This is a genomic window from Marinobacter albus (assembly GCF_030238305.1).
Taxonomy (GTDB): Bacteria; Pseudomonadota; Gammaproteobacteria; order Pseudomonadales; family Oleiphilaceae; genus Marinobacter; species Marinobacter albus.
In genome coordinates this window covers 39426-53544 of record NZ_JASSQD010000002.1, presented here as the reverse complement: position 1 = coordinate 53544, position 14119 = coordinate 39426, and the positions used below count along the sequence as shown (strand labels likewise).

The 14119-nt window shown below is 60.2% G+C and carries 13 protein-coding genes; 12 read left to right on the top strand and 1 reads right to left on the bottom strand.

Annotated features, from left to right (window positions below; all coding sequences use genetic code 11):
- The first annotated feature begins 78 nt into the window (after positions 1-78).
- Genes QQF73_RS11830 through QQF73_RS11820 form a run of 3 tightly spaced genes read left to right on the top strand, consistent with a single transcriptional unit; the run spans position 79 to position 4918 of the window.
- Positions 79-639 carry a DUF3833 domain-containing protein gene (locus QQF73_RS11830; RefSeq protein WP_219867460.1) on the top strand — a complete coding sequence of 187 codons (561 nt, stop codon included), beginning with the start codon at positions 79-81 and terminating at the stop codon, positions 637-639.
- 35 nt (positions 640-674) lie between these two features.
- Entirely contained in the window at positions 675-1769 is a 1095-nt protein-coding gene (locus QQF73_RS11825) for an efflux RND transporter periplasmic adaptor subunit (RefSeq protein WP_219867459.1), read from the top strand.
- Positions 1770-1771: 2 nt separating this feature from the next.
- Positions 1772-4918 (top strand): efflux RND transporter permease subunit, encoded by a 3147-nt coding sequence (locus QQF73_RS11820; protein ID WP_219867458.1) that lies wholly within the window; start codon positions 1772-1774, stop codon positions 4916-4918.
- Between the two features lie 7 nt (positions 4919-4925).
- Here QQF73_RS11820 and QQF73_RS11815 read toward each other — a convergent pair whose 3' ends face one another.
- Positions 4926-6200: a sensor domain-containing phosphodiesterase gene (locus QQF73_RS11815; protein WP_285368332.1), complete on the bottom strand. Its 1275-nt coding sequence runs from the start codon at positions 6198-6200 to the stop codon at positions 4926-4928.
- A 634-nt stretch (positions 6201-6834) separates the two neighbouring features.
- On the opposite strand from QQF73_RS11815, the gene mnmG reads away from it, so the two are divergent.
- From mnmG to QQF73_RS11770, 9 genes are all read left to right on the top strand, one after another.
- Positions 6835-8721: a tRNA uridine-5-carboxymethylaminomethyl(34) synthesis enzyme MnmG gene (gene mnmG, locus QQF73_RS11810; RefSeq protein ID WP_219867456.1), complete on the top strand. Its 1887-nt coding sequence runs from the start codon at positions 6835-6837 to the stop codon at positions 8719-8721.
- Positions 8722-8730: 9 nt separating this feature from the next.
- A complete protein-coding gene (gene rsmG / locus QQF73_RS11805; RefSeq protein ID WP_285368331.1) occupies positions 8731-9375 on the top strand; it encodes a 16S rRNA (guanine(527)-N(7))-methyltransferase RsmG in 645 nt (214 codons plus the stop codon).
- A 21-nt stretch (positions 9376-9396) separates the two neighbouring features.
- Positions 9397-10191, top strand: a complete 795-nt coding sequence (locus QQF73_RS11800; RefSeq protein WP_219867454.1) for a ParA family protein — start codon at positions 9397-9399, stop codon at positions 10189-10191.
- A 60-nt stretch (positions 10192-10251) separates the two neighbouring features.
- Positions 10252-11127: a ParB/RepB/Spo0J family partition protein gene (locus tag QQF73_RS11795; protein ID WP_219868112.1), complete on the top strand. Its 876-nt coding sequence runs from the start codon at positions 10252-10254 to the stop codon at positions 11125-11127.
- Between the two features lie 270 nt (positions 11128-11397).
- Positions 11398-11799 (top strand): F0F1 ATP synthase subunit I, encoded by a 402-nt coding sequence (locus tag QQF73_RS11790; RefSeq protein ID WP_219867453.1) that lies wholly within the window; start codon positions 11398-11400, stop codon positions 11797-11799.
- A 19-nt stretch (positions 11800-11818) separates the two neighbouring features.
- A complete protein-coding gene (gene atpB / locus QQF73_RS11785; protein ID WP_219867452.1) occupies positions 11819-12691 on the top strand; it encodes a F0F1 ATP synthase subunit A in 873 nt (290 codons plus the stop codon).
- A gap of 73 nt (positions 12692-12764) precedes the next feature.
- A complete protein-coding gene (gene atpE / locus QQF73_RS11780) occupies positions 12765-13022 on the top strand; it encodes a F0F1 ATP synthase subunit C (RefSeq protein ID WP_012138088.1) in 258 nt (85 codons plus the stop codon).
- Positions 13023-13086: 64 nt separating this feature from the next.
- A complete protein-coding gene (locus tag QQF73_RS11775) occupies positions 13087-13557 on the top strand; it encodes a F0F1 ATP synthase subunit B (RefSeq protein ID WP_219867451.1) in 471 nt (156 codons plus the stop codon).
- A gap of 15 nt (positions 13558-13572) precedes the next feature.
- Positions 13573-14109 carry a F0F1 ATP synthase subunit delta gene (locus tag QQF73_RS11770; protein ID WP_285368330.1) on the top strand — a complete coding sequence of 179 codons (537 nt, stop codon included), beginning with the start codon at positions 13573-13575 and terminating at the stop codon, positions 14107-14109.
- Positions 14110-14119: the final 10 nt, after the last annotated feature.

Here is a 14119-nt window from a genome sequence, read left to right as displayed (position 1 = left end):
CTGATCGGAGTCCACGTAAGTGGCGTATGTTCCGGAACAGATGTTCCATCCACGTTTCGTTGTGCGAGTGTAAAAGTCATGCAAATCCCCCTTGTTAGCGTTGCTGTCACTGGTCTGGTCCGGGTTCTCTGGGTATTGTTCGGGGTGTGGCTCCTCGCCGGTTGCGCAGGTCCCTCGCTGGAGGATTACAGTGATCGCGGCCCGGCACTGATTCCGGACCAATTCTTCGCCGGTAACCTGTTGGCCCGAGGCGTCGTCAAGGATTATTCCGGCGAGGTGATTCGCACCTTTGACGCCGATATCACCGCCTCCTGGGATGAGGATGGCACCGGCACCCTGGATGAGGTTTTCCGTTTTGACGACGGCGAGGTCCAGACCCGGGTCTGGACGCTGACGCCCGTCGAACAGGGCTATCGCGCCACCGCAGGGGATGTGGTCGAGCCCGGACTGATGGAATGGCAGGGCAACGCCATCCACATGAACTATGTCCTGCAGGTGGCCTACGGTGATGGCACCCTGGATGTGCGCATGGACGACTGGATGTATCTGGTAACGCCGGACACCCTGATCAATCAGACCACCATGAGCAAGTGGGGGATTGAGGTCGGGGAAATCGTCCTGGTGATCCAGAGGCAGTAGACTCACCTCACGATTGACAGACGCTGGAAGTTCTTATGTGGAAGCAATGGCTGGTTGCACTGATGTTGGTGGTAGTGGCGGCAGGTGCTGCGGTGGGTTACCAGAATCTGGAGGGTGACACCAAGGCACAGGCCGGCCGTGAGCGTCCGGCCAGCGTCGTCAATACCCGGTCGCCGGAGCAGGATACCGTTCGGGATGTGGTCAAATCCGTGGGCAATCTCCGGGCCGTGAACGCGGTGGCGTTAACCCCCGAGGTCAGCGGCCGGGTGGTTGCCTTGAACCTTCAGCCGGGCGCCCGGGTGAGTGAGGGGGATCTACTCCTGCGACTGGACGACCGTCAGGCCCGGGCCGATATTCAGGTAATTGAATCCCAGTTGGCGGACAGCCGCCGACAGTTGGAGCGGGCCCAGCGGCTGCGTTCGAACAACAGCATTTCCCAGGCTCAGGTGGACGAATTGCGGACCGCCGTGAACGTCGCCGAGGCCCAGCTTGCCGCAGCCCGGGTGCGATTGGAAAACCACCGGATCTTGGCGCCGTTTGACGGTGTGGTCGGGCTCAGCGACATTGCCATCGGGGCCTATGTCACTGCCGGAACCCCGTTAACCACCCTGGATTCCACCGACCGCATGGAACTGAACTTTTCCATTCCGGAGCGGTTCCTGGGGCAGCTCGGACTCGGCCAGCCGGTAACCGGGGTGTCACCCGCCTTTCCCGATGTCCGGTTTTCCGGCGAACTCGCCGAGCTGGGTACCCGCATCAACGAACTCAGCAGGACCCTGCCGGTGCGGGCTCTGATCAATAATCCGGACGGGATGTTGCGCCCGGGCCAGTTCATGTCGGCGACCCTGACCTTGAGGGAGCGCCAGGCGCTGGTGATCCCGGAACAGGCGGTGATGATCCGGGGTGATGAACAGTACGTGTTTGTTGCCGAGGATGGCATCGCCCGGCGGATCTCCGTGACCCTGGGGTCGCGGATGCCGGGCAGGGTAGAAGTGGCCGACGGGCTGACCCTGGAGGATGCGGTTATCGTTACCGGCCAGGACCGGATCAGTAGCGGTGACCGCATCGAAGTGGTGGATGGCGAAAATGCCATTCCGGACAACCGCTTCAGCCAGTCCCTGGAGTCCTGACCGTGATCCTCTCCGACGTCTCCATCAAGCGACCGGTATTCGCGACGGTTCTCAGTCTTCTGATCGTGGTGTTTGGTCTGGCCGCGTTGCTGGGTCTGCCGGTCCGGGAGTACCCGGACATAGATCCGCCGGTGGTCTCCATTTCCACCGACTACACCGGTGCCGCAGCCGAAGTGGTGGACACCCAGATCACTCAGGTAATCGAAGGCGCGATCAGCGGCATCGAGGGTATCCGTTCGATCGAGTCGTCGACCGAGCAGGGCGAATCCCGAACCAGCATCGAGTTTTCCACAGCCCGGGATGTGGATATCGCCGCCAACGATGTCCGGGACGCTGTGTCCCGGGTCGCCGACCAGCTGCCGGACGAAGCCGAGTCCCCGGTGGTTCGCAAGGCCGACTCCGACGCCCGCCCGATGATGTGGGTGACCCTGCGCAGCGATGTCTGGGACAGCGCCGAACTGAGTGATTTCGCCGATCGGGTTCTGGCTGACCGGCTGTCCGTGCTTGATGGCGTGGCCGATGTTTCCATCGGGGGCGAGCGCCGCTACGCCATCCGGGTGTGGTTGGACCGGGAGCGCCTGGCGGCCCGGAACATTACCGTGTCCGAGGTGGAACAGGCCCTGCGCAGCAACAACGTGGAACTGCCGGCCGGTTCGGTGGATTCTTCCACCCGCAATTTCACCGTTCGGGCCGAGGGCCGGTTATCCACCGTCGATGAGTTCCGACGGCTGGTCATTCGTCGCGACGGTAACGACCTGCTGCGCCTAGGCGAAGTCGCGAATGTGGAGATGGGTGTGGAGTCGGACGTCAGCCGATTACGCGCCAATGGCCAGACCGCCATTGGAATGGGCATCATCCGCCAGTCCAAGGCCAACACCGTGGCGGTCTCCGATGCGGTCCAGGCCGAACTGGAAAAAATCCGGGAAACCCTGCCACCGGAAGTGACCATCGCCGAAAGCTATGACGAATCGATCTTTATCCGGGCCTCGATCAAGGAAGTGGTGACTACCCTGGCAATTGCCGTGTCCCTGGTGATTCTGGTGATCTTCCTGTTCCTTCGTTCCTGGCGCGCGACTCTGATTCCGGCCGTGACCATCCCGGTGGCGGTGATCGGCGCCTTTATCGGGCTGGGCTTTCTGGGCTTCTCCATCAACGTGCTGACCCTGTTGGCCGTCATTCTCGCTATCGGCCTGGTGGTGGATGACGCCATTGTCATGCTGGAGAACATCCAGCGCCGGATCGACGACGGTGAACCGCCGCTGCTGGCGTCCTACCGGGGCGCGAAACAGGTCGCGTTTGCGGTGATCGCGACCACGTTGACCCTGGTGGCAGTGTTCGTGCCCATCTCGTTCATGGGCGGCAACATCGGTCGCCTGTTCGCCGAGTTCGGGTTCACCCTCGCAGCCGCAGTGGTGGTCTCCAGCCTGGTGGCCCTCACCCTGGCGCCCATGCTGTGCTCAAAATGGCTTCGCCACAGCCCGGAGTCGGCCGAGGGGCATCGGCTCTGGGCCGCCAGTGAGAAATTTCTGGACGGCCTGACGAACGGGTACCGGCGGTTGTTGCGGTTTTCCCTGAATCAGCCCGGGCTGCTGCTTGGGCTCGGGATCGTGGGCCTGATCGCCGCCGCGGTTGTCTACCCGAAACTGCCCCAGGAACTGGCACCGACCGAGGATCGCGGCATCATCATCATGCCCACCAGCGCACCCCGGGGGTCGACGGTGGAGTACACGGATCATTACGTCCGTCAGGCCGAGGAGCAGCTGCTGCCATATCTGGAATCCGGTGTGGCCGACCGCCTCTTGTCCATCGTCGGGTTCCGGAATGAGGAAGACAACGCCTTCATGATCATGGGGCTGGTGCCCTGGGAGGAACGGGACACCAAACAGCAGCAGATCACCAGTGAGTTGCGGGGCAAGCTGAGCCGGATCTCCGGGATCCGGACCGTGGCAGTGAATCCCCCGGGGCTGGGCCAGCGCGGCTTCAACCAGCCGGTGGAGTTCGTCATCGCCGGCCCGGATTACGAATCGGTGCAGGCCTGGAGCGATGAGCTGGTGGAACGGGCAAAGGACAACGCCAACCTGCTGAACGTGGAAACCGACTTCGAGCTGACCCGCCCGGAACTGCGGGTATCCATTGATCGGGAACGGGCGGCGGATCTGGATATCACGGTCCAGGATGTCGGCCTGACCCTGCAGACCATGCTGGCTTCCCGTCAGGTCACCACCTATCTCGACCGGGGGCGGGAGTACGACGTCATCGTGCAGGCGGCGGACGCTGACCGGGCAACGCCGGCGGATCTGGGCCAGATATTCCTGCGCCCCCGGGACGGCGGAAGCCTGATTCCCCTGCAGGCCCTGGTATCGGTCAGGGAAACCGGGGCCAACCCGGACCTGCGCCGCATCGATCGGCTTCCGGCAGTGGTCATCAGCGCCTCGCTGGCGGACGGATACGATCTGGGCTCGGCCCTGACGTATCTGAACAACCTCGCTGTGGATAACCTGCCGCCGGAGGCCCGAGTCAGTTACAAGGGGCTGTCCCGGGAATTCGAGGAATCCTCCGCGGCCATTTACCTGACTTTCGGGCTCGCGTTCGTGATCGTCTTTCTGGTCCTGGCGGCGCAGTTTGAAAGTTGGATCCATCCCCTGATCATCATGCTACCGGTACCGCTGGCGGTCACCGGGGCTTTGCTGGCACTGTGGTGGGCCGGTATCAGCCTGAATATTTACAGCCAGATCGGGATCATCATGCTGCTGGGGCTAATGGCCAAGAACGGTATCCTGATCGTCGAGTTTGCCAATCAGTTACGCGACCGGGGCCACGAGGTGAGGGACGCGATTCTTGAAGGCGCGAGTCTGCGGCTCCGGCCGGTGTTGATGACCACCATCTCCACCGTGTTCGGTGCGGTGCCACTGGTGATTGCCACCGGCGCAGGCGCCGAGAGCCGCGCTGCCATTGGCATAGTGATTCTGGGCGGGCTGGTGTTTGCCACCACCCTGACGCTGTTCATCATCCCGGTGCTGTACAACCTGCTGGCGCGCTTCGCCAAGTCCACCAACGCGGTGGCAAAGGAGCTGGAACGCCAGGCCACCGGTGCGGCCGGGGGCTCCGGCATGGCGGCGGCTCCGCGGAAACGTGCGGACGAGTTCTGAGCCTCGGTCAGAGTGTGGAGGGGAAGGTCATCTGGCCGTGAAAGACCTCGTCCGGGTGCACGTCGACGCAAAGTACCTGGACACCGGATTGAGTCGGAAGGCTTGTGGACAGAGTGATGGTGCGTTTGGCGTCCGGTAGGGCAACGTAGGGCCGGGAGCTGTTGATGTTCTGGGGCCGTTCCAGGGCGTTTCGAAAATACTCCCGATGGCTCCAGCTCGCGCCGGCGGAATGATACAGGGGGTTGAATTTGCCCCGATTGAGGTCCTGGCTGGCGTGGGCAAGGTTGCCCTGCTGCACGCCGTTGCCGTCCAGCAGGAAGCAGCGTTTGACCCCGTCCAGTTCCAGCAGGCGATGACACGAGTGGCGGAAATCGTTGCCGCGCGCCAGGCCGTGGCAGGCATCCATGATCTCGAAACGCAGCAGGCGCAGGTAGTTTTCCTGATCCCGGTGATCCTGCAGCGTCCACTCGCTGGAGTCGGTCACCACGGAACGCAGTCGGGATTCCGACTTTTCCACAGAAGTGTCGGCAATGGCGGCCGGTCGGGCAAACAGGAAACCCTGCAGCAGGTCGGCTTCGGTGGCCAGGGCGATCCGGGCCTGAGCGCCATTCTCGATGCCTTCAAGCAACACCAGGCTGCCACTTTCCCGGATCATCCGCACCAGACTCTCCAACAGGAGACGGGCGCGGTTGTTGTTCTCCGCGTTGACCAGCAGGCTGCGGTCGAGCTTGACGATCAGCGGGTTGATTCGCCACAGGCGTTCGAAGTTGGAATCGCCCATACCAAAATCATCGATGGCAATCTGAAAACCCAGGGTCCTGGCGTTGTGGATAAATTCCATCAGTGCATCGGGGTCATCCGAGGCGGTTTCCACCAGCTCCAGCACCACTTTCTCGGGATGAATGCCGTTGCGTTTGCATTGGGCGGCCAGACGCTCCAGTGACGCTTCGGGATGCACGCAGGTGTCGGGGTTGATGTTCAGGAACAGCCAGACCGGACTGGCTTGGGCAGAATAGTTGGCCAGGTGGAGGTGCAGCAGGTGCTTGTCCAGTTCCGCAGTCTGACCAAGTTCCTGCGCCCGTTTGAACAGGCTCACGGGCGACACCGGCTGGTGTCGCCGGCTCACCCGAACCAGCGCTTCGTAACCGACCAGTTTCTGATGGGTCGGACTCAGGATCGGCTGGTACACGGACTGAAACTGGTGACTGTGGATAACGCTGGATTCCGGGTTCAACCCGGTCCGGGCATGGCTACGGCGGGAAAGCCGGACTACGCTGCTCATGGTCAGCAACCTCGGGCCTTGCTGTTGTTGGAGCCGTCCTGGCCATGGATTCATATCATTAGGACAGTAACGACTGGCGAAATCCGTGCCAAAGCCCGTGGTTCCAGCAAACACGGGCGGTGCAGGGCCTGCAATCAGCGTCGGGACGATCAAGGCTGCACAGAACCGGTGCGTATCCGGATGTTCCCGGAGTTGTCATGCACTAAAACAGGATGGTTGGCAGCCACTCACTGCCTGTGCCTTGTGATGGCCTGCCTGCGGCGTCGCGATGCCGCCAAATCTGTGGATAATTTATTGGACAACCTTCGGATAAGCTCTGGAAATATTTTATTTAAATTAATAAAAACATTTAGTTAGAAGTGGTTTTGCCTCTTCTGGCCGGATGTTTCGGGTGTGGATAACTGTCTTGAAAACTTTTTTGAAATTCGACTTACAAACGTTTGAAAAACTAAGGATTTCGGTTTTCCACTACACTATTTTCAGGTTCATCCTCCGGGTTTTACCCCTGCTGGCGTGGCATCGGCTTTCAACCTGCCCGATCTCTGGTTAAAATTTGCACATTTCGACTGCAATTTCATGGATCAGGCGTTATACTCGCCGGCCTGTTTTTATCCCCCGATTTCCGAGGTGAGCTGTGGATTTTCCGACCCGTTTCGATGTCATTGTCATTGGTGGTGGCCACGCCGGCACAGAAGCCGCGTTGGCTGCGGCGCGCATGGGTTCCCAAACCCTGCTGCTGACCCACAACATTGAAACTCTGGGCCAGATGTCATGCAATCCGGCCATCGGCGGCATAGGCAAGAGCCATCTGGTGAAGGAAATCGACGCGCTCGGCGGAGCCATGGCGAAAGCGACGGATCTGGCCGGAATCCAGTTCCGGGTGCTCAACAGCCGCAAGGGGCCAGCCGTGCGCGCGACCCGGGCCCAGGCCGACCGGGTGCTGTACAAGGCGGCGATTCGCCACGAACTGGAAAATCAGCCCAACCTGACTCTGTTCCAGCAGGCCGCGGACGATCTGATTGTGGAAAACGAACAGGTCACCGGCGTGGTCACCCAGACCGGCATCCGCTTCAACGCCAGAACCGTCGTCCTGACCACGGGCACCTTCCTGGGCGGAGTTATCCACATTGGCATGCAGGCTCACTCCGGTGGCCGTGCCGGCGATGCGCCGGCGAACGCGCTGGCCCAACGTCTGCGCGAACTGCCGTTTAATGTCGGCCGCCTGAAAACCGGTACTCCACCGCGCATTGATGCCCGCACCGTGGATTTCTCGGTGATGGAGCAACAGTGGGGGGATAACCCCGCGCCGGTGATGTCCTTTACCGGCAGCCGGGACCAGCACCCGGAACAGATCTGTTGCTACGTCACCCGCACCACCGAGCGGACCCATGACATTATCCGCAGCGGTTTTGATCGCTCACCGATGTTCGCCGGCAACATCGAGGGCGTGGGCCCACGCTATTGCCCGTCCATTGAGGACAAGGTCAATCGCTTTGCCGACAAGGACTCGCACCAGATCTTTGTTGAGCCCGAGGGCCTGACCACCAACGAGCTCTACCCGAATGGCATCTCCACCAGTCTGCCATTCGATATCCAGCTCGAGGCCGTGCGGTCGATCCCGGGGTTTGAGAATGCCCACATCACCCGGCCGGGCTACGCCATCGAGTATGACTTCCTGAATCCGCAGGACCTGCGCCATACCCTGGAAACCAAGTTCATCCAGGGCCTGTACTTTGCCGGTCAGATCAACGGCACCACCGGCTACGAGGAAGCGGGTGCCCAGGGTCTGTTGGCAGGTATCAACGCCGCCTTGCGGGCCCAGGAGAAAGAAGAATGGTATCCCCGTCGGGACGAGGCCTATCTGGGAGTCCTGGTGGATGACCTGATCACCATGGGTACCAGCGAGCCGTACCGCATGTTCACCAGCCGGGCGGAATATCGCCTGATCCTGCGCGAAGACAACGCCGACCTGCGCCTGACCGAGACCGGCCGCAATCTCGGTCTGGTGGACGAGGATCGCTGGCAGAAATTCAACGACAAGCGCGAGGCGATTGGCCGCGAGCGCAGCCGTCTGGAATCGACCCGCATTCATCCGAACACCGACGCCGGCGAGCGCGCCAACGATTTCCTCAAGCAGCCGATGAACCGCGACCAGTCACTGGCCGAGCTGCTGCGTCGCCCCGAGATCGACTACAGCCACATTGCCGAGATTGGGGTCGAGCGCGCCGACGACGAGACCGTCGCCGCTCAGGTCGAGATCGAGATCAAGTACGAGGGTTACATTTCGCGTCAGGCCGACGAGATCGAGCGTCTGCGGCGCAACGAGAACACGGCCCTGCCGGTGGACCTGGATTACGACGTCATCGGCGGCCTGTCCAACGAGATCAAGCAGAAACTCAAGACCGTCCGTCCGGAGACCGTGGCTCAGGCGTCCCGGGTCCAGGGGGTTACTCCTGCGGCGGTCAGCCAGATCCTGGTGCACCTGAAGAAACGCGATCTGTTGCGTAAACAGAGTGCCTGATCCGATCCTATGACCAACGAACTCTGGCAGCGCCAGCTCCGGGATGGGCTGGCAGCGATGGATCTGTCCCTGAGCGATGCCCAGCAACAACAACTGCTGGACTTCCTGGCCCTGCTCAACAAATGGAACCGGGCTTACAATCTGACCGCTGTCCGCGATGAACGGGAGATGGTGTCGCGGCAGTTGCTGGACAGCCTGAGCATCCTGCCCTGGGTCACCACCGGCCATCTGCTGGATGTTGGCGCCGGTGGCGGCCTGCCCGGGATCCCGCTGGCCATTGCCCTGCCCGAACGTCGGTTCACCCTGCTCGACAGTAATGGCAAGAAAACCCGTTTCCTCAATCAGTGCGTGCTGGAGCTGGGCCTGTCCAACGTCGAGGTGATCCACGGCCGGGCCGAAGCGTGCGCGCCGGAACAGCCGTTCAGCCAGATCAGCAGTCGGGCCTTCACCGCGCTCGACAACCTGGTGGCGTGGTGTGGCGATTTGCTGGCAAATGAGGGCGAGTTCCTTGCCATGAAAGGCCAGTTTCCGGATGATGAGGTGGCTGCCCTTCCGGCCGGCTGGCGGGTAAAATCCCACCAGTCCCTGGCAGTTCCCGGCGCCGATGGTGAACGACACCTGCTGGTGATCGCCCGGGCACAACATTCCCAGTAACCCGCGAACAGGAGGCGAGACATGGCGCGCGTGATTGCAGTGACCAATCAGAAAGGCGGTGTGGGTAAAACCACCACCTGCGTGAACCTTGCTGCGTCCCTCGCCGCCACCAAGCGCCGGGTCCTGCTCGTGGACATGGATCCCCAAGGCAACGCCACCATGGGCAGTGGTGTCGATAAAAATGCCCTGGACCTTTCCGGTTACGACCTGCTGACCAAGCGAGCGTCTGCTGCCGAGGTGATCTTTCTGGCCGAAGCCTCCGGTTTCGATATCCTGCCCGCCAACGGCGACCTGACCGCGGCGGAAGTGGAGCTGATGAACGAGATTGGCCGGGAGCATCGCCTGCGCCTGGCACTCAACACGGTTCGCGATAACTACGAATACATTCTCATCGACTGCCCGCCTTCCCTGAGCCTGCTCACGGTCAACGCCCTGTCGGCGGCGGATTCCGTGCTGATTCCCATGCAGTGCGAGTACTATGCGCTGGAGGGTCTGGCGGCGCTGATGAACACGGTCGAACAGATCCAGGAAACGGTCAATCCGGAGCTACAGGTCGAAGGCATCCTTCGCACCATGTACGATCCCCGTAACAGTCTGACGCTGGATGTTTCCGCTCAGCTCAGCGAGTACTTCGACGACAAGGTCTACCGGGCCGTCATTCCGCGGAACGTCCGGCTGGCGGAAGCGCCGAGTTATGGCATGCCTGCGCTGAAATATGACCGTGCCTCCAAGGGCGCGGTGGCCTACCTGGCCCTGGCCGGCGAGATGGTTCGTCGCCATGGCTCTAAAAAGACATCCGCGCCGGTTGCGGTGTAACATACCGCCCTGTCACTCAATAACGCACAACGAATTTCAACGGGAAGAATGACTGACACCATGGCGGCGAAGAAACGAGGATTGGGCGAGCGCGGACTGGGCGCCCTGCTGGCGGGCTCCAAGGTTAACCTTGATCAGGAGCTGAAGGGCCACGACGGCGAACTGCGCGAGATTCCGATCGACCTGATCCAGCGTGGCCGATACCAGCCGCGCAGGGATATGGACCCCGCAGCGCTGCAGGAACTGGCGGATTCGATTCGCCAACAGGGCGTCATGCAGCCGGTGGTGGTTCGCCCCATTGCTGAGGGCCGTTACGAGCTGATTGCCGGCGAACGCCGCTGGCGCGCGACCCAAATGGCCGAACTCGACGGCATTCCCGCCATCATCCGTGACGTCCCCGATGAAGCCGCCATTGCCATGGCGCTCATCGAGAACATCCAGCGTGAAAACCTCAATCCTATCGAAGAGGCCTTCGCCCTCCAGCGGCTTCAGGACGAATTCGGCCTGACCCAGGCTCAGGTCGCCGAGGCCGTGGGTAAATCCCGTACCACCATCACCAACCTGCTGCGCCTCATCGGCCTGACCGAAGACGTGCGCCTGATGCTGGAGCACGGTGACCTGGAGATGGGCCATGGTCGGGCCATGCTGACCCTGCCGCCAGAACAACAGATGCTGGTGGCCAAGCAGGTGGTGGCCAAGTCCCTGTCCGTGCGCCAGACCGAGGCCCTGGTTCGCCGGGTCCAGCAGGAGAAGCCGGGGCAGAAAGCCTCCGGTCACACTGCGGTGGACCCGAACATCCGGGCTCTGCAGGACGACCTGGCGGAACGCCTTGGGGCCCGGGTGTCCATTGCCCACGGCCAGCGCGGCAAGGGCAAACTCGTGATCGAGTACAGTTCCCTGGACGAACTCGACGGTATCCTCGGCCATATCAAGTAATTTGGCTCGTTTATCTTATTCTTTCGGACGCCTACGAAAGTTTGTGATCCCTGCGTTACACAACATGTAGTGTTGCCAGTACGCTGACTCGCCTATTTGTGTCCAATCCCGCGCAACGTCAGTCGTTGTGCCCTTTCTTAACGGCTTTTGCGGAATCCGGTTTTGTTGATTCGTGCACATTGAACACATATAATCTGCGGCGCTCGTATCGGTGTATTTGTCTAATTTTTAAACTGCATCGGGTAAAGGCACCGTACTCCCGGGAAGAACATGACGCAGACGACTCCGAGCGGTATCCGCCGCCCGCCTATCGCACGATGGTTTGTCATAGAAAGTGTGGTACTGGTCTGCGTCAGCCTGGCGTTTTTACTGTTTCGGGGCCAGGTTTCCGGTTATTCAGCGCTATTGGGCGGTCTCATTTTTCTTCTGCCCCACGGTTATTTTGCGCTTAAGGCATTCCGCTACTCCGGCGCGCGGTCTGCCAAGAAGATCATGAGTTCTTTTTACCAGGGTGAGGCCGGCAAGCTCATCCTGTGCGCCATCTTTTTCACGATGGTGTTCAAATGGATTCAGCCGCTTGATATAGCGGCACTTTTTTTAACATTTGCGATCATGCTGGTCACCAACTGGTTGACACCGCTTCTGGCGGGCAGCAATACGCAGCAAAGCTAACTGGACCTGGGAAACCGTTATGGCAGGAAGTGCATCCGAATATATCCAGCATCACCTCCAGAACCTCACCTACGGTAAGCTGCCGGCAGGCTATGAGCGTGCCGACGGAACCGTAATCGAAGACACCACCTGGACACTGGCCCATACGGCGCAGGAAGCGTCCGATATGGGATTCTGGGCGGTCCATGTGGACTCTCTGGGCTGGGCTGTCGGTCTCGGCGTCCTGTTCCTGTTTCTGTTCCGCATGGCGGCCAAGCGCGCGACCTCCGATCAGCCGGGCGGGCTTCAGAACTTCGTCGAGGTGATGGTCGAGTTCGTTGATAACAGCGTCAAGGAAACCTTCCACGGCAAGAACAAGGTCATCGCCCCGCTGGCGCTGACCATCTTCTGCTGGATCTTCCTCATGAACTTGATGGACCTGGTACCGGTGGACTTCCTGCCGCAGCTGTTCCATCTGGCCGGTGCCGATTACATGAAGGTCGTACCGACCACCGATGTCAACGTGACGTTGGGCATGTCCCTGTCCGTTTTCTTCCTGATCATTTTCTACAGCCTGAAGGTCAAGGGCGTAGGCGGTTTCCTGGGCGAGCTGACCCTGCATCCGTTCTCGTCTGACAACCTGGTCCTGAAGATCCTGCTGGTGCCGGTGAACTTCCTGCTTGAAGGCGTGAGCCTGATCGCCAAGCCGATCTCACTGGCATTGCGTCTGTTCGGTAACCTGTACGCCGGCGAGCTGATCTTCATCCTGATCGCGCTGCTGCCCCTGTGGGCTCAGTGGACGCTGTCTGTACCCTGGGCGATTTTCCACATCCTGGTCATCACCCTGCAGGCATTCATCTTTATGATGTTGACGATCGTGTACTTGAGCATGGCTCACGAAGACAGTCACTGATCGGACACCATTAAGCCGTAGTTTTAAACCCTAACCGTTAAACTGAAAACCTAACTGAAAACTGGGAGTTATCATGGAAACTGTAGTTGGAATGACCGCGATTGCCGTTGCACTGCTGATTGGCCTGGGTGCCCTGGGTACTGCGATTGGCTTTGGTATCCTCGGTGGCAAGTTCCTGGAAGGCGCTGCGCGTCAGCCGGAAATGACCCCGATGCTGCAGGTTAAGATGTTCATCGTTGCTGGTCTGCTGGACGCCGTAACCATGATCGGTGTTGGTATCGCACTGTTCTTCACCTTCGCCAACCCGTTCGTCGGCCAGATCGCCGGTTAATCGAGTCGCCAGCCGGGGATACCCGGTCAGATGATTCTTAACAACACAGGCGAGAGGTGAAGACGTGAACATTAATTTGACGATGATTGGTCAAGCCATCGCGTTCTTTATCTTTGTCGTCTTCTGCATGAAATACGTGTGGCCGCCTATCATGGCCGCACTGCAGGAGCGTCAAAAGAAGATCGCTGACGGACTGGCTGCCTCAGACCGCGCGGCGCGCGATCTGGAACTGGCTCAGGAAAAGTCAGCTCAGGAACTGCGTGAAGCCAAGCAGCAAGCCGCCGGCCTTATCGAACAGGCCAACAAGCGCGCCGCCCAAATTGTCGAAGCATCGAAAGACGATGCTCGCAAGGAAGGTGAAAAGCTGATTGAGCAGGCCAGGGCCGAAATTGAACAGGAACGTAATCAGGCTCGTGACGCGCTGCGTGCGGAAATCGCCGCTATTGCCGTCGCTGGTGCTGAGAAGATCCTGGAAACCTCTGTCGATGCCTCCAAGCACAACGAAATGTTGGAAAAACTGGCGGCAGAACTTTAAACGACGAGGTTCATCATGGCAGAACTGAGAACGCTGGCCCGTCCTTACGCAAAAGCAGCATTCAAGGCCGCCGAGGAGCACGAGCAACTGGCTGAGTGGTCCCAGGTACTGACGATTGCCGGACAGGTCACCGCGAACAAAAGCATTCGACAGCTTCTCGCGAATCCGGGTCTGGAAGAGCAGAAGAAGGCCGAGCTGATTCTGGAGGTCGCCGAAGAAGGCGTCACCGAACAGGTTCGTAACTTTTTCGCCGTACTGGCAGAAAACCGTCGGCTGACTCTTCTTCCCGAGATTTCAGCGCTCTTCAACACGTACCGGGCTGATCTGGAGCGCACTGTTGATATCGAAGTTACCGCAGCTTTCGAGCTGACGGACGAACAGCAACAGAAGCTCGCCCAGGCACTCTCGACGAAACTCGAGCGGACAGTGTCACTCGCAGCGTCATTGGACAAGTCTCTGATTGGCGGTGCAGTTATCCGCACCGGCGATCTGGTCATTGACGCTTCTGTACGCGGAAAGCTGACCAAGCTGGCCGACGCTCTGGGCTCCTGATTTCAGCACA